At 69.3% G+C, this 15661-nt stretch carries 14 protein-coding genes and 1 pseudogene; 11 read left to right on the top strand and 4 right to left on the bottom strand.

Annotated features, from left to right (window positions below; translation table 11 throughout):
• Positions 1-678, bottom strand: a 678-nt coding sequence (locus V7050_RS09840; RefSeq protein WP_324410500.1) for an SLC13 family permease, incomplete at its 3' end; no start/stop codon positions are given.
• Between the two features lie 163 nt (positions 679-841).
• On the opposite strand from V7050_RS09840, the gene V7050_RS09835 reads away from it, so the two are divergent.
• The gene (locus tag V7050_RS09835) at positions 842-2398 is read left to right on the top strand and encodes an AbgT family transporter (protein ID WP_324368161.1); all 1557 of its coding nucleotides are present in this window, start codon (positions 842-844) and stop codon (positions 2396-2398) included.
• A 121-nt stretch (positions 2399-2519) separates the two neighbouring features.
• Here V7050_RS09835 and V7050_RS09830 read toward each other — a convergent pair whose 3' ends face one another.
• Positions 2520-2975: an Lrp/AsnC family transcriptional regulator gene (locus V7050_RS09830; RefSeq protein ID WP_324368163.1), complete on the bottom strand. Its 456-nt coding sequence runs from the start codon at positions 2973-2975 to the stop codon at positions 2520-2522.
• Between the two features lie 97 nt (positions 2976-3072).
• On the opposite strand from V7050_RS09830, the pseudogene V7050_RS09825 reads away from it, so the two are divergent.
• Positions 3073-3672: pseudogene (locus V7050_RS09825) on the top strand (LysE family translocator).
• A 196-nt stretch (positions 3673-3868) separates the two neighbouring features.
• Here V7050_RS09825 and V7050_RS09820 read toward each other — a convergent pair.
• A complete protein-coding gene (locus V7050_RS09820; RefSeq protein WP_324374502.1) occupies positions 3869-4897 on the bottom strand; it encodes a patatin-like phospholipase family protein in 1029 nt (342 codons plus the stop codon).
• A gap of 166 nt (positions 4898-5063) precedes the next feature.
• On the opposite strand from V7050_RS09820, the gene V7050_RS09815 reads away from it, so the two are divergent.
• The 9 genes from V7050_RS09815 to trmB all read left to right on the top strand — a co-directional run bounded on the left by V7050_RS09815 (position 5064) and on the right by trmB (position 14904).
• Complete coding sequence (locus V7050_RS09815; RefSeq protein WP_324368167.1) at positions 5064-6734, top strand: alpha/beta hydrolase; 1671 nt, start codon at positions 5064-5066, stop codon at positions 6732-6734.
• Between the two features lie 201 nt (positions 6735-6935).
• Positions 6936-8105 carry an ABC transporter substrate-binding protein gene (locus V7050_RS09810; protein ID WP_324410499.1) on the top strand — a complete coding sequence of 390 codons (1170 nt, stop codon included), beginning with the start codon at positions 6936-6938 and terminating at the stop codon, positions 8103-8105.
• A 335-nt stretch (positions 8106-8440) separates the two neighbouring features.
• Complete coding sequence (locus V7050_RS09805) at positions 8441-9460, top strand: PhoH family protein (protein WP_324369953.1); 1020 nt, start codon at positions 8441-8443, stop codon at positions 9458-9460.
• Positions 9453-9962 (top strand): rRNA maturation RNase YbeY, encoded by a 510-nt coding sequence (gene ybeY, locus V7050_RS09800; RefSeq protein ID WP_324369954.1) that lies wholly within the window; start codon positions 9453-9455, stop codon positions 9960-9962. Before V7050_RS09805 ends, ybeY begins: the two co-directional genes overlap by 8 nt.
• 22 nt (positions 9963-9984) lie before the next feature.
• On the top strand, positions 9985-10905 hold the full coding sequence (locus tag V7050_RS09795) for a hemolysin family protein (protein WP_324369956.1): 921 nt from the start codon (positions 9985-9987) through the stop codon (positions 10903-10905).
• Positions 10906-10994: 89 nt separating this feature from the next.
• Complete coding sequence (gene lnt, locus V7050_RS09790) at positions 10995-12452, top strand: apolipoprotein N-acyltransferase (protein ID WP_324374506.1); 1458 nt, start codon at positions 10995-10997, stop codon at positions 12450-12452.
• A gap of 19 nt (positions 12453-12471) precedes the next feature.
• The gene (locus V7050_RS09785; RefSeq protein WP_324368388.1) at positions 12472-12963 is read left to right on the top strand and encodes a helix-turn-helix domain-containing protein; all 492 of its coding nucleotides are present in this window, start codon (positions 12472-12474) and stop codon (positions 12961-12963) included.
• Between the two features lie 58 nt (positions 12964-13021).
• Positions 13022-14191, top strand: coding sequence for a methionine adenosyltransferase (gene metK / locus V7050_RS09780; RefSeq protein WP_324368390.1), 1170 nt, complete (start codon positions 13022-13024; stop codon positions 14189-14191).
• A 14-nt stretch (positions 14192-14205) separates the two neighbouring features.
• Positions 14206-14904, top strand: coding sequence for a tRNA (guanine(46)-N(7))-methyltransferase TrmB (trmB, locus tag V7050_RS09775; protein WP_324368392.1), 699 nt, complete (start codon positions 14206-14208; stop codon positions 14902-14904).
• Between the two features lie 34 nt (positions 14905-14938).
• Here the strand turns inward: trmB and V7050_RS09770 are convergent.
• Positions 14939-15661, bottom strand: a 723-nt coding sequence (locus V7050_RS09770) for an alanine dehydrogenase (protein WP_324410496.1), incomplete at its 5' end; no start/stop codon positions are given.

The raw sequence follows: 15661 nt of genomic DNA, 5'->3' as shown, positions 1-15661 counted from the left end.
GTCGAGGCGGAACTGCTCGACCAGGGGGCGGGCGTGGTGGCTGAGGTCGGGCGGGAGCGCGCGGTTCTCGCGCACCGGCAGCAGGCGGGTGCCGAGGAGGAGGGCGAGGATGATGGTGCCGATGACGAGGAAGACCCCGACATAGGCGAATTCGAAATAGCCGAAGCCGCGCTCGCCGGCATCGAGCGAGGCCTCGAGCACCAGCACGTTCACCGGCGTGCCGGTCAGCGCCAGCATCGAGCCGGAATGCGCCCCGAAGACCAGCGGCATCAGCAGCTGCGAGGGCGGCCGCTTCAGGCGAACCGCGAGCACCACCACCACGGGCAGGAGGGCGGCCACCGCGCCGTTGACGCTGATCAGCGCCGAGAGCACGCCGCAGAACAGCATCATCAGCACGATCAGCCGGAAGCGGCTGTCGCCGGCGCCGCGCGCCAGCACCTGCCCGGTCCAGGCGGTGAGGCCGGTCTTCTCGAGCGCGCCAGAGACGACGAAGAGCGAGGTGACGAAGACCGTCGCCGGGTCGCCGAAGCCCGCGAGCGCCTGGTTGAGGGTGAGGATGCCAGTGGCCCAGAGCGCCATGGCGCAGCCGACGCAGACCGCGATCACCGGCAGTCGGTCCCAGACGAAGAGGGCGATGACACAGGTGATGATCGCGAAGACGATCCAGATGTCGGTCACGGTCAACCTCTGCTCGCATGGCGTTCGTAACGCTTTGCGGCGCGTGTCGCATATTTGACTTGTCAGGGCAATCTGCGGGGGCAATGCTGCGTCCGAGCAAGAAGTCGTTTATGCGAAACGCTAATTTCGCTAACCGGCATGATTGCCTGAGCGGGGGAGGAAGATGGAGAAGGATCCGGTGTCCGGCGTGGAGACGCGTTCCAAGGCGGGTTTCCTGGACGGTTTTCTGACCACGATCGAGCGGGTCGGCAACAAGGTCCCGCACCCGGCGATCATCTTCTTCATCCTGATCGGCCTGGTGATCGTCCTGTCGGTGATCCTGAGCCTGATCGGCTGGTCGGCGACCTACGAGGCGGTCGACCCGGTCTCCCACGAGGTCGTCGAGCGCACGACCGCGGTCAGGAGCCTGCTCTCGGCGGACGGCATCCGCTTCATGTTCACCTCGATCGTGCCGAACTTCCTCGGCTTCGGGGCGGTGGGGGTCATCATCGTCGCGATGATCGGCGTGGGCCTCGCCGAGGAATCGGGGCTGATCGCGACGCTGGTGCGCAAGATCGTGGAAATCGCGCCGCGCTCGATCTTCACCTTCATCATCGTGATGCTCGGCGTCGTCTCCTCGATCGCGGCGGATGCGGGCTATCTGGTGCTGGTGCCGCTCGGCGCGGCGGCGTTCCACAGCCTCGGGCGGCATCCGCTGGCGGGGCTCGCGGCGGCGTTCTCGGGCGTCGCCGGCGTCTTTCTCGTCAATCTCTTCGTGACGCCTACGGATGCGCTGCTGGCGGAGATGACCAACGACGCGATCCATCTGGTCGACCCGAACCGCAACGTCACCCTGGTCGGCAACCTCTATTTCATGATCGCCTCGTCGATCCTGATGGGGATCGTCTGCACCATCCTGACCGAGAAGGTGGTCGAGCCGCATCTCGGGCCCTACGAGGGCGGGGTGCCGGTGGAGGCGCAGGCGGCGCTGAGCCCGGAGGAATCGCGCGGGCTGCGCTATACCGGCTGGGCGCTCTTGGGCTTCGTGATCGTGATCGGGCTCCTGACCGTGCCGCCGGGGGCGCCGCTGCGGCATCCGGAGACGGGCGAGATCCTCTCGGGCTCGCCCTTCATGTCCGGTCTCATCGTGCTGATCAGCGCGCTCTTCTTCACGATCGGATTCGCCTACGGCAAGGGCGCGGGCACGGTGAAGGACCTGACGGCGGCGATCGGGATGATCGTGAAGACCTTCTCCGGCCTCGCCGGTCTGATCTTCCTCTTGCTGGTGATCGCGCAGTTCATCGCCTTCTTCAACTTCACCAATATCGCGACCGTGCTGGCGGCGAACCTCGCGGAGTTCCTCGAGACGGTGCCGCTCGGGGGCGTGAGCTACATCATCATCTTCGTCGTGGTGATCTTCCTGATCGACATCCTGATCACCGGAGCGGTGGCGAAATGGGCGATCTTCGCGCCGGTCTTCATCCCGCTCTTCATGCGGCTCGGCGGCGACCCGGATCTCGTGCTCGCCGCCTACCGCGTCGGCGATTCGCCGGCGAATGTCATCACGCCGCTCAACGTCTATCTCGGCGTCATGGTCGGCTTCGCGGCGAAGTACCAGAAGGACGCGGGCATTGGCACGATTGTGTCGCTGATGCTGCCCTATACGGTCGTGCTGATGGTGCTCTGGACGTTGCTGCTGGTGGTCTGGTACGTGCTCGGCCTGCCGCTCGGCCCGGCCTGAGCCGGAGTGCAGCGCGAAGCGATGGATGGCGGCACGGATTGCTTCCGCGCGCTCCGCAACTTCGCCGCCGCCTGCCTTTGGATGTCAATAACCCCATGCGCGGTCCGTGCCGGGGATCTGGTCATGCCGAGCGCTCTGCCTTGGACGACCCCATCACGATGTATGAGGTGATCGCGTTCACATGGGACTGCGTGCCCAGGATCTCGGTGTGGAAGCGCTTGTATTCCGCGAGGTCGGCGCTCTCGACGCGCAGCAGGTATTCGAACGCCCCGGCAATGTTGTGGCACTCGACCACCTCGGGCGCGATGGCCATCGCGCGTTCGAAGCCCTCTTGCGACGCCTTCGTATGCGAGGAGAGGCCGACCAGGACATAGGCCACGAAGCCGCGGCCCATGCGCTCGGGGTCGGTGACGACCCGGTAGCCGCGGATGACGCCGGTCCGTTCCAGTTCCTGGACGCGCCTCAGGCAGGCCGAGGGAGAGAGACCGACTCGCTCCGCCAGGGCGACGTTGCTGATCCGACCTTCTCGCCCCAGCTCGCGCAATATTTTCTGGTCAAGGGCGTCGATTCCGGTCATTCGTTGTCCATTTCAGCTATTCCGTCTGCATGATAGGCGAGAAGTTGTGGGTTTTCCTCGATAATATTGCGTCGAACCGATCGAGGAGACAAGTCCCATGAGTTTCGCCGTCCTGACCGCCCTTCTGGGTTTCGCCTTCGTTTCGACCGTCACGCCGGGCCCGAACAACCTGATGCTGATGGCCTCCGGCGCAAACTTCGGCTTTCGCCGGAGCGTGCCGCACATGCTCGGGATCGTCGGGGGCGTGTCGGTGATGGCGCTCCTCGTCGGCGTCGGCCTGATGGCGCTGTTCGACGCCGTGCCCGCGCTGAACCTCGTCCTGAAGATCCTGTCCGTCGGGTATCTGCTCTGGCTGGCTGCCAGGATCGCCATGGCCGCGCCGGTGCAGGAGCGGGACGCGGACAGCCGGCCGATGACGTTTTTCCAGGCCGCCGCGTTCCAGTGGGTGAACCCGAAGGCCTGGGCCATGTGCCTGACTGCGGTCACGCTCTACGCGCCCGATCGCTCGCTCCTGTCCGTCGCCGTCGTGGCCGGCGCGTTCGCCCTCGTCTGTCTCCCGGCGATCTCGGTCTGGGCCTGGCTCGGGACGGTGGTCCGGTAATGGCTGTCGAACGCGACCCGGCTGCGGATCTTCAACTTCACCATGGCGGCCTTGCTCGTGGCGTCGCTCTATCCCGTTCTCCGCTTCGGTGGGTGAGCGCGTGCGCCGCGATAGCCGGGTCTTCGGCGGAGCGGCGGATGTGCGTCGGGCCGGATCCGGTCCGGGGACGCGCTGAAGGTTTCGGCCCCGAGCCGGCAGGGCATATCGATCAAGTTCGCCTGACCCTCGCGCAGCAGCAGCCGTGCACGAAGACGATCGCTTCGCGCTCGCGCGCCGGTCGCCCGGGTTCGCGTCATGCCGTCTCGTCGAGGTCGAAGGTCGCCTCGCGGCCGATGCTGGCGCGGTGCCGCTGGCCGAATTCCTCGGTGGCGCGGCGTCCCTCGTCGCGCAGCATCTCCAGGAAGCCGCGTTCGGCGTTCAGCTTCGACGAGGCGCCGAGGCCCACCATCATGTCGCTGTGGATGCGGTGCATGCGCATCTCCGCCCAGCGGCGGCCCTCGCCGTCGCCGGCGTCGACGACCCCGCGCAGCACCGAGATCATGCGCAGTTCCTTGAGCAGTACCGCATTGAAGGAGACCTCGTTCAGCCGGTTCGCGATGGCGCGGGCGGTGCGCGGGGTGCCGGGGCGCTCGACGGGGTTGATCTGCACGAGCAGCGTGTCGCGGGATTCACATTCGCGCACCAGCGGTGTCAGCGTCGGGTTGCCGCTGTAACCGCCGTCCCAATAGGGATCGCCGTCGATCTCGACCGCCTGGTACATCGTCGGCAGGCAGGCCGAGGCGAGCAGCACCTCGGGCGTGATCTCGTGGCGGCGGAACACCCGGCCGCGGCCGGTGCGCACGTTCGTCGCGGTGATGAAGAGCTTGACCGGGCCCGCGGCGAGCCGGTCGAAGTCGATGGTCTCCTCCAGGATGTCGCGCAGCGGATTGCCGCCCGCGCCGGTGAGCGAATAGGGCGAGACCAGCCGCGACATCAGGTCGGTCATGATATAGGCGGGCGAGCGGTCGAGCGACCAGTTGCCGCGGATCATGTCGAGCGGGCCGCGGCGGAAGGGGCTGAAGGTCGCGGCGCGCGACACGCGCTCCCAGAAATCCGCGAGCCCCGCCCGCGCCGCCTCGCGCCCACCGCTGGCGATGCCATGGGCGAAGACCGCGGCGTTCATGGCCCCCGCCGAGGTTCCCGAGATGCCGTCGACCGTGAGCCATTCCGCCTCGAGCAGCCGGTCCAGCACGCCCCAGGCGAAGGCGCCGTGGGATCCGCCGCCCTGAAGCGCCAGGTTGACCGTGAGCGGCCCGGGTTCGGCGCGATCCTCCTCCGTCATGTCCGGATATTCTCCCTGCGATGGCGCGGCATTCTGGAAGGGCTCCGCCGGCGCCTGTCAATGGCGATCCGAACATCGCGATTGACCTCTCCGGGGGCGGTTGCCATGGTCCGGCGACCCGGGCGGATGCGCTCCCGCCCGGCTGCCACCGCGACCTGGACAAGCGATGCCGTATTTCCGCATGGGCGCCCTGCTGCGCTCGCTCTCGCTGATCGGACTGCCGCTCGGGGCGATCTTTCTCGCCGCGTCGCTGACGCCGTCGCTGATCCCCCGCAGCTATCTCATGCAGGGCGCGCTCGCGGGCGTGTCGCTGGCGCTCGGCTATGCCATCGGGACGCGGATCGACGCGCTCTGGCGCTACCTGGAGTTGCCGGTGCCGGGGCCGCGCTGGGGTTTCCGGCTGACATGGGCCTCGCTGGGGGTTGCGGCGGCGATCGTGCTCGCGGCGCTCTGGAAGTCGGCGGCCTGGCAGAACTCGATCCGCGAGCTCATGGGGATGCCGCCGGTCGAGACCATCCATCCGCTGGAGGTCGGGCTGGTGGCCCTGGCGGTCTTTGCGGTGCTGCTCGTGATCTGGCGGTTCTTCCGCATGCTCGCGGGATATTTCGACCGCTGGACGGGCCGGTTCGTGCCGGGACGCGTCGCCCGGATCATCGGCGTCGCCGCCGCCGGCGCGCTCTTCGTGCTGATCCTCGACGGGCTGCTGCTGCGGAGCCTCCTGGGCATGGCCGACGAAGCCATGCGCATCCGCGACAGCCTGATCGAGCCCGACGTGGCGCGGCCGGAGGCGCCCGAGCGGACCGGCAGCGCCGCCTCGCTGGTGGATTGGGCGGGAATGGGCCGGACCGGGCGGGATTATGTCTCCTCCGGCCCGACCGCAGCCGAGATCTCGGCCTTTCTCGGGCGTCCGGCGCTCGAGCCGATCCGGGTCTATGTCGGGCTCAATTCCGCGGAGGATGCCGAGGCGCGGGCCGATCTCGCGCTCCGCGAGCTCGAGCGGGTCGGCGCTTTCGAGCGCTCGGCGCTGATCGTGGTGGTGCCGACCGGGACCGGCTGGATGGATTCCGCGGGCACCGATCCGGTGGAATACCTGCTCGGCGGCGATGTGGCGACCGTGGCGATCCAGTATTCCTATCTCACCAGCCCGATGTCGCTGCTGGTCGAGCCGGGCATCGGCATCGAGGCCGGGCGGGCGCTCTTCCGGGCGGTCTATCGCCACTGGACCGAGCTGCCGCGGGACGAGCGCCCGAAGCTCTATCTCAACGGGCTGAGCCTCGGCGCCTACAGCTCGGAGCAATCGGTGCGGCTGCACGAGGTCATCGCCGATCCTCCCCAGGGTGCGCTCTGGGTCGGCCCGCCCTTCCCGAGCCCGGTCTGGCGCGCCGCCGTGCGCGACCGCAACCCCGGGACGCCGGAATGGTTGCCGCGCTTCGGCGACGGCTCGATCCTGCGCTTCACCAACCAGGAGAACGCGCTCGACATCCCCGGCGCGGAATGGGGGCCGATCCGGCTGGTCTATCTGCAATATCCCAGCGATCCGATCACCTTCTTCAGCCCCGAGAGCTTCTATCGCGAACCCGACTGGATGAAGGCGCCGCGCGGGCCCGACGTCTCGCCGGACCTGATGTGGTTCCCGGGGGTCAGTTTCCTGCAGCTCCTGCTCGACACCGCCATCGGCCTGAACGTTCCCATGGGCCACGGGCATCTCTTCGCACCGGAGCACTACATCGACGGCTGGCAGGCGGTCGTGGCGCCCGAGGGCTGGGACGCGGAAGGGATCGAACGGCTGAAGGCGCATTTCCGGGAGAAGTTCGCCGCCGAGGCGGCGGAGGGCTGAGGCGGGGGGATAGGGGACTTGCATCCGGCAGCGCGGATCCGTCAGGTCGGGTTGCGGGCCGGCCCGGCGCAACCAGCCCGCTCGGGCCGGGCGCTGCCCTCGTCTTGGTGCGGGACGGTCGAGGACGAAGGAATGATCTCCGAATGCGCTGGTCCTGCGGCAAGGGTGCGCGCCTTTCGCGGCTTGGCCGGAGGGGATAGGATGCGGCAGGCAATCGGGGAGGCGGTCTTGCGCATGGTGGCGGTCCTGGCGCTGGCGGCGATGCTCGGTCCGGCCGCGGCCGGAGAGGATGGGCCGGTGGTGATCGGCGCGGTCTACAACCTCACCGGCGGGCAGAAGAAACTGGACGTGCCCTCCTCGGAGGGCGCCCGCCTCGCGGTGCAGCGCGCGAATGCGGCAGGCGGGCTCTTCGGGCGCACGGTCGAGATGGTCGAGGTCGATGGCGAGACCCGGCCGGAGGTCATCGCCGAGCGGACAACGGCGCTCTTCGAGGGCGCGCCGGGTCTCGCCGGGGTGATCGGTCTCTCGGATACCGACATGGTGCTGGCGGCGGCGCCGGTCGTGGCCGGGCAGGGGCGCGTCTTCCTGACCTCCGGGGCGACCTCGCCGCTCCTGCCGCGGCAGGTTCCGGACTATCTCTTCCTCGCCGCCTTCGGGGACAACGTGCAGGCGGCCGCCGGGGCGGAATGGGCCTTCGAGAGCCTCGGCGCGCGCAGCGCCGCGGTGCTCTACAGCGGGGCGTCCACCTATGCCCGATTGTTGCAGGGCTATTTCGCCGATCGCTTCGCCGCCCTGGGCGGGAAGGTGCTTGCGGTGGCGGCCTATGATCCGGGGGATCCGGCGGCGGCGGTCGCGGCGCTGCCCCCCGCCGATCTGATCTATCTCGCGGCCCTGCCCGACGAGGTCGCCGAAGCGGTCCCGGCGCTGCGGCGGGCCGGGATCGAGGCGCCGATCCTCGGCGGCGACGGGCTCGACATCGGCGGGGCCTGGGCAGCGGTGCCGGAGACCCGCGCGGTCTATTTCACCACCCATGCCTATCTCGGCCCGGACAGCCCGGATCCGGCGGTCATCCGGTTCCGCGAGGAATACGCCGATGCCTATCCCGGCCGCGAACCCGACGCCTTCGCCGCGCTCGGCTACGACGCGGCCCGGCTGCTGCTCGCGGCGATCGAGACCGCGGGGAGCCCTGAGCCGGAGGCGGTCCGGGCGGCGCTCGCGGCGACCCGGGATTTCGCGGGGGTCACGGGGACGATCGGCTATGCGCCGGGCAGCCGGATTCCGGCGAAATCCGTCGCGATCATCGGCGTCGATTCGGGCCGGCAGAGCTTCGTGGCGAGCATCCTGCCGCGGGAGATCCCGCAACCGGAATGACGGCGGGCGCGACATGCGCGGCCGCCTAGTCGGGCGCGCGCGGATTGCCAGCCGTTGGTGGAACCCGACCCCCTTCGACCTCCGCGCTCGCGCGCTCCGGCCGACGAACCGGCGCGAGGCAGTGCCTCGCTTCTGCCGGTTCGGGGCATTCCCGGGCGGATCGATTCACCCGGATGGCGTGTGATGTCCCGGTCGTGAAACGACCCAAGGTGCAGCCCGACCATCCGCACCGCCAGCTTCGCGGCGACGTGATCGCCGTGCAAGGCGCTTGCGCCGGCCGCCGCCGTGGGGCAGTCTGAGAGGCGCAAGCGTCACCCGTGTCATCCGGAGGCCTATTGGCGATCAGCGCCCCCAACCCCGCCACGAGTCCGGATGCCCTGTCCGACAGCGTTCTCGAGTTTCCCGACAACCGCCTCCTGATCGACCTTTGCGGCGAGCTGGACCGCAACATCGTGCAGATCGAGGCGGCACTCGGCGTGGCCATCCACCGGCGCGGCAACAATCTGGCGCTGCACGGGCCGGCGGCGGACCGCGCCGTCGCCGAGCGGGTGCTGCATGCGCTCTACGCCCGGCTGGAGCAGGGCCGCACCGTCGCGCAGGGCGAGGTCGACGCGGCGATCCGGATGGCGCGCGGCCAGCCGGCCGGGCCGGCGCCGGCCGCGGGCCAGCTCGAGATGTTTGCCTCCGACCACGTGGAGATCCGCACGCGGCGCAAGATCGTCGAGCCGCGCACCGCGACGCAGAAAGCCTATGTGCGCAGCCTCTTCAAGCACGAGCTCGTCTTCGGCCTCGGGCCCGCCGGCACCGGCAAGACCTATCTGGCGGTGGCGGCGGCGGTGTCGATGTTCATCGACGGCCACGTGGACCGCATCATCCTCAGCCGGCCGGCGGTGGAGGCGGGCGAGCGGCTGGGCTTCCTGCCGGGCGACATGAAGGACAAGGTCGACCCCTACATGCAGCCGCTCTACGACGCGCTGAACGACTTCTTTCCGCCCAAGCAGGTCGCCAAGCTGATCGAGGACAAGGAGATCGAGATCGCGCCGCTCGCCTTCATGCGCGGCCGGACGCTCTCCAATGCCTTCGTGGTGCTCGACGAGGCGCAGAACGCGACGACCATGCAGATGAAGATGTTCCTCACCCGCCTCGGCGAGGGGAGCCGCATGGCCGTGACCGGGGACGTCACGCAGATCGACCTGCCGCGCGGCGTGATGTCGGGGCTGATCGAGGCGGAGCGCATCCTGCGCGAGGTGCCCGGCGTGGGCTTCACCCGCTTCGGCGCCGAGGACGTGGTCCGGCACCAGCTCGTGGCGCGCATCATCCGCGCCTACGAGAGCGCGCGCCCGCTCGATGGCTGAGGCGACCGACGCCCCCGCGCTCGTCGATCTGGTGCTCGAGGATCCGCGCTGGGGCGAGGTGGGGCTCGAAGCCGTCGCCGAGCGCGCCGCCCGGGCCGCGCTCGCCGAGACCGGCCGTGATCCGGCCCGCCACGAGGTCAGCCTGCTCGCCTGCGACGACGGGCGCATCGCCGGGCTGAACGAGGCCTTCCGCGGGGCGGCGAAGCCGACCAACGTGCTCTCCTGGCCTGCCTTCGAGGGCGCGGTGCCGCTGCCGATGGCCGGCGAGCGGGTCTTTCTGGGCGACATGGCGCTGGCCTTCGAGACCTGCGCGCGCGAGGCGCGGGCGGCGGGGATCCCGCTCGCCGACCATGCGGCGCATTTGGTCGTGCACGGGCTCCTGCATCTCCTCGGCCACGATCACATCGACGACACGGAGGCCGAGGCGATGGAGGCGATCGAGACGAAAACACTTGCCAGCCTGGGGATCGCCGACCCATATTCGTCGCAGGAGCGCCCCTGAGGCGCGGGATCGGATAGGAGACATGGGCGATACTCCCGACGGGCACGCCTCGGTCGAGCACGAGGTTGCCGACGACGGAGACCCGGACAGTCCCGGAAAGTCTTCATTCTTTGCGCGGCTCTTCGGGCGCGATCCCGCGGAAGAGGACGATCACGGCGGGCCATCCGGCACGCTTGAGAGCGCCGAGAGCAATGCGCGCGAGATGCTCGTCAATCTGCGGAACATGCGGCGGATGCGCGTCGACGACGTCGCCATCCCGCGTGCCGATATCGTCGCGGTCTCCGAACAGGCGCCGCTCGAGGATCTCGTCGCCGCCTTCCAGAGCAGCACGCTCTCGCGCCTGCCGGTCTATCGCGACACCCTCGACAAGCCGCAGGGGCTGGTGCATCTCAAGGATCTGGCGCTGAAATACGGCTTCGGCAACAGCGCCGAGGACTATGACCTGAAGGGCCTGCTGCGGCCGCTGCTCTATGCGCCGCCGTCGATGCCGATCGGCGTGCTGCTCCAGAAGATGCAGGCCGCGCGCATCCACATGGCGCTGGTGATCGACGAATACGGCGGCGTCGACGGGCTCGTGACCATCGAGGACCTGCTCGAGCAGATCGTCGGCGACATCGCCGACGAGCACGACGACGAGGAGGACCAGCTCTGGGCCGAGGAGGCACCGGGGGTCTTTCTCGCCCAGGCGCGGGTCGATCTCGATGAATTCGAGGAAGCGACGGGCCTGCATCTGGCCGAGCCGGATCTCGACGAGGAGGTGGATACCCTGGGCGGCCTCGTCTTCCGCCTGTCGGGCCGGGTGCCGGTGCGCGGCGAGGTCGTCATGCATCCCGACGGGCACGAGTTCGAGATCGTCGATGCCGATGCGCGCCGCATCAAGCGGCTGCGGCTGCGCGTGAAGTCGGACGGGCAGGACGGCCGGACAAGCGAGGCGGCGGAATAATCCCGGAGGCCGTCAGGAGGCTCCGGTGCCGGATCGACGCGCTTTCGGGGAGGCGCCGCGCGGGTCTCGCGGCGGGGGCGGGCGGGCTCATGGCGCTCGGCCAGCCGCCGCTGTCCTGGCCGGCCGCGCTCTTTCTCGCCCTGCCGCTGCTGCTCTGGCTGCTCGACGGAGCGCCGGGGACGCGCGAGGCCTTCCGTCTCGGCTGGTGCGCCGGCGCGGGCTATTTCGCCGCCTCGCTCTTCTGGATCGTCGAGCCGTTTCTTGTGGATGCGCCGCGGCACGGCTGGATGGCGCCCTTCGCGCTGCTCGGCATGGCCGGCGGCCTGGCGCTCTTCTGGGCCGCGCCCTTCGCGCTCGCGCGCCGGCTCTGGCGAGGGGACGGGGGCGGGGCGGTGATCCTCGCCTGTCTCTGGACGCTGTCGGAATACCTCCGCTCGATCGTTCTGACCGGGTTTCCCTGGGGCCTGACCGCCTATGCCTGGGTCGAGACGCCGGTGATCCAGGCGGCGGCGCTGGTGGGGCCGCACGGGCTGGGGTTCCTGACGCTGCTCGCGGGGCTGCTGGCGGGGCTGGCCTCGCGGCGGGGCCTCGCGCTCGCCGCTCTGCTCGTGGCTTCGGGCTGGGGCTATGGCGCCTGGCAATTGTCCCGCCCGCTCGCTTCGCGCGATCCGCCGGTGATCCTGCGCATCGTGCAGCCCGATGCCGAGCAGCAGGCGAAATGGGTGCCCGAGAAGCAGATGGAATTCTACCGCCGCCTGCTCGCGGAGACCGCGGCGCCGGGCGACCCGCCGCCGGACGTGGCGATCTGGCCGGAAACCGCGGTGCCCTTCGTGCTGGGCTATTCCGACGACAGGCTGCCCGAGATCGCCGCGGCGGGTCCGCAGTCGCGCACGATCCTCGGCATCCGCCGGCTCGACGCGAGGGACGGGCGCGAGGATTGGTTCAATTCGCTGGTGGTGCTGGACCCGGAGGGCATCCCGCGCGCCGTCTACGACAAGCATCATCTCGTGCCCTTCGGCGAATACATCCCGCTCGCCGGCGCGATCGCGCAACTGGGCATTCCGGCGCTGACCACGCTGACCGCCCAGGGGTTCCGTCCGGGACCCGGCCCGCATCTCGTCTCGGTGCCGGGCCTGCCGCCCTTCCTGCCGCTGATCTGCTACGAGGCAATCTTCCCCCAGGGCCTGCGGGCCCCGGAGGGCCGCGCCGACTGGCTGGTGCAGGTGACCAACGACGCCTGGTTCGGCGAGGTCTCGGGCCCCTACCAGCATCTCGCCCAGGCGCGGGTCCGGGCGATCGAGCAGGGCCTGCCGCTGGCGCGTGCGGCCAATACCGGCATCTCGGCCATGATCGATCCAAGGGGCCGCGTCACCGAGCGGCTCGGCCTCGGCGTCATCGGGCATTTCGACGCGCCGCTCCCGCCGGCGCTCCCGCCGACGCCCTATTCGCGGATGGGTGATCTTCCTGTACTTGCCGCATTAATATTAATTTGCGGATTAACTGTATTAAAATTTTGGAATGGAGTTTTTCGGAGAACACCGCGATAACTCTTTTTAGGAGTGGCGGGTGATCCGTACAGAAGTGGCAAGCAGAGACGTCCTCTGGCGCCGCTTCCCGGAAAAACCTTCGATCCGGAATGTGGTTTATCTAGTTGGGTGTCCTATGCCAGTGTCGTTGTCTGCCAGTGAAATCGACCGGGTCGTCGGTCAGCGCATGCGCCAGCGCCGCGAGTCGCTCGGCATCAGTCAGGGCCGCCTCGGCCGCCACCTCGGGCTGACCTTTTCCCAGATCCAGAAATACGAGAAGGGTGCCAACCGGATCGGCGCGGGGCGGCTCTATCAGATCGCGACCTATCTCGGGGTGAAGCCCAGCTATTTCTTCGACGAGCTCGACAACAACGGGGCGGAGGCGCTGCAGCCAACCGGCGGCAGCCGCGAAGAGATCCGCACCCTGACCGAAGCCTTCGCGACGATTACCGACCGGGAGACCCGCGCATCCGTGCTGGCGCTCGTCCGCTCGCTGACCGCTCCCCTGCCGGAGGGGCGAATCCTCCGTTGACCACGTTTCCGTGGCTAGCGTAGGGAAGGCCGCCAGAACACGGGGATGGGATCACGGGATGCATACGCGCAGCGACTACCTCTTCACCTCTGAATCGGTGTCGGAAGGCCACCCCGACAAGGTCTGCGACCGGATTTCCGACGCCGTGCTCGACGCCTTCCTCTTGGAGGACCCGGAAGCCCGCGTCGCCTGCGAGACCTTCGCCACCACCGACCGGGTCGTCGTCGGCGGCGAGGTGCGCGGTCCCGCCGGGATCCTCGGGCGGATCGACTCGATCGTGCGGAACTGCGTGCGCGACATCGGCTATGCGCAGAAGGGCTTCAACTGGGAGACCCTCACGGTCCAGAACTACATCCACGGCCAGTCGGACAACATCGCCCAAGGCGTCGACGGCGGCAACGGCAAGGAAGAGGGTGCCGGCGACCAGGGGATCATGTTCGGCTATGCCACCGACGAGACCGAGGCGCATATGCCGGCCCCGATCCACTACGCCCATGCCATCCTGCGCCGGCTCGCGGATGTGCGCAAATCCGGCGTCGAGCGGCGGCTGGGCCCGGACGCGAAATCCCAGGTGACGCTGCGCTACGCCGGCGGGAGGCCGGTGGAATGCGCGAGCCTGGTGCTCTCGACCCAGCATCTCGACGAGAACATGTCCTCGGCGGACGTGCGCGCGATGGTCGAGCCGCATATCCGCGACGTCCTGCCCGAAGGCTGGCTGACGAAGGAGACCGTCTGGCACGTCAATCCCACGGGCAAGTTCGTGATCGGCGGGCCGGACGGCGACGCAGGCCTGACCGGGCGCAAGATCATCGTGGACACCTACGGCGGGGCCGCGCCGCACGGCGGCGGCGCCTTCTCCGGCAAGGATCCGACCAAGGTCGACCGATCGGCGGCCTATGCGGCGCGCTATCTCGCGAAGAACGTCGTCGCGGCGGGGCTCGCGCGGCGCTGCGTGATCCAGCTCGCCTATGCCATCGGCGTGGCGCGGCCGCTGTCGATCTATGCCGACACCTATGGCACCGGCGAGGTTCCCGAGGCGGCGATCGAGGCGGCGCTGAACACGGTGATGGATCTCTCCCCCAAGGGAATCCGCACCCATCTGGCGCTGAACCGGCCGATCTATCAGCGCACCTCGGCCTACGGGCATTTCGGCCGGGTGCCCGATGCGGAGGGCGGTTTCTCCTGGGAGCGCACGGATCTCGTCGAGGCGCTGCGCAAGGCGGTCTGAACCCCACCGGGCGCATGACCGGCAGCGACGACGAGGCCGCGGCGCCGCGGTTCCGCAATTTCTACGGACGGCGGCACGGCAAGGCGCTGCGCCCGTCGCAGCGGCGGCTGGTCGCCGAGCTTCTGCCCCGGCTGCGGGTTCCGGGCGTGAGCGACCGCCTGCCGGTCGATCCGGCGGCGCTCTTCGGGGATGCGCGGCCGGTCTGGCTGGAGATCGGCTTCGGCGGCGGCGAGCATCTGGCGCATCAGGCGCGCCTGCATCCCGACCTGGGGCTGATCGGCTGCGAGCCCTTCGTGAACGGCGTGGCCATGCTCCTCAACCGCATCGAGCGCGGCGGCATCGCCAATCTCCGCATCCATCCGGGCGATGCCCGCGACCTGATCGAGCTCATGCCCGCGGAATCGGTCTCCCGGGTCTTCCTGCTCTATCCCGACCCCTGGCCCAAGGCGCGGCACCACCGGCGGCGGTTTCTCTGCCGCGAGAATCTCGCGATGCTGCACCGGATCATGCGGCCGGGATCGGAGTTGCGATTCGCGACCGACATCCCCGATTATGTGGAGCATGCGCGGCGCGAGGTGGCGGAGGCCGAGGGCTTCGCCCTGGCCGGAGAGGATTCCGCCGATCCCTGGCCCGACTGGCCCGGCACGCGCTACGAGGCGAAGGCCCTGGCGGCCGGGCGGGTGCCGGCCTACCTCACGCTGCTTCGCCGCTGAGGCCGTCCGGCACGGCGGCCCGCTGGGCCCTTCTTCAGGCCTTCAGCGCCGCTTCCGGATCCATGACCGCGATGCCGAGCGCTTCGCCCACCGCCGCATAGGTCAGATTTCCCGCATGGACGTTGAGCCCGGCGAGCAGTTGCGGATCCTCCGCGCAGGCCGTCCGCCAGCCCTTGTCGGCCAGCGCGAGCAGCAGCGGCATCGTGGCGTTCCCCAGCGCGATGGTCGAGGTCCGCGCCACCGCGCCGGGCATGTTCGCCACGCAATAATGCATGATCCCGTCGACCTCGTAGATCGGATCGTCGTGGGTGGTGGCATGGGAGGTCTCGAAGCAGCCGCCCTGGTCGATCGCCACGTCGACGATGGCAGCACCCCGTTTCATGGTCGAGAGCTGCGCCCGGCTGACCAGCTTCGGCGCCGCCGCCCCGGGGATCAGCACCGCGCCGATCACCATGTCGGCCTCGGCGACCAGCTCCTCGGAATTGCCGCGCGAAGCATAGCGGGTCTCGAAGACATCGCCGAAGACGTCGTCGAGATAGCGCATCCGGTGCAGCGACAGGTCGAGCACCACCACGTCCGCGCCCATTCCCGCCGCGACCCGCGCGGCATGGGTGCCGACGACCCCACCCCCGAGCACCACGACCTTCGCCGGGCCGACGCCGGGCACGCCGCCCATCAGCACGCCGCGGCCGCCATTGGCCTTCTGCAGCGTCCAGGCGCCGACCTGCGGCGCGAGCTTGCCCGCCACCTCGGACAT

It is taken from the genome of Amaricoccus sp. (genome assembly GCF_036846665.1).
Classification (GTDB): domain Bacteria; phylum Pseudomonadota; class Alphaproteobacteria; order Rhodobacterales; family Rhodobacteraceae; genus Amaricoccus.
This window is presented reverse-complemented; position numbering and strand designations above follow the sequence as displayed.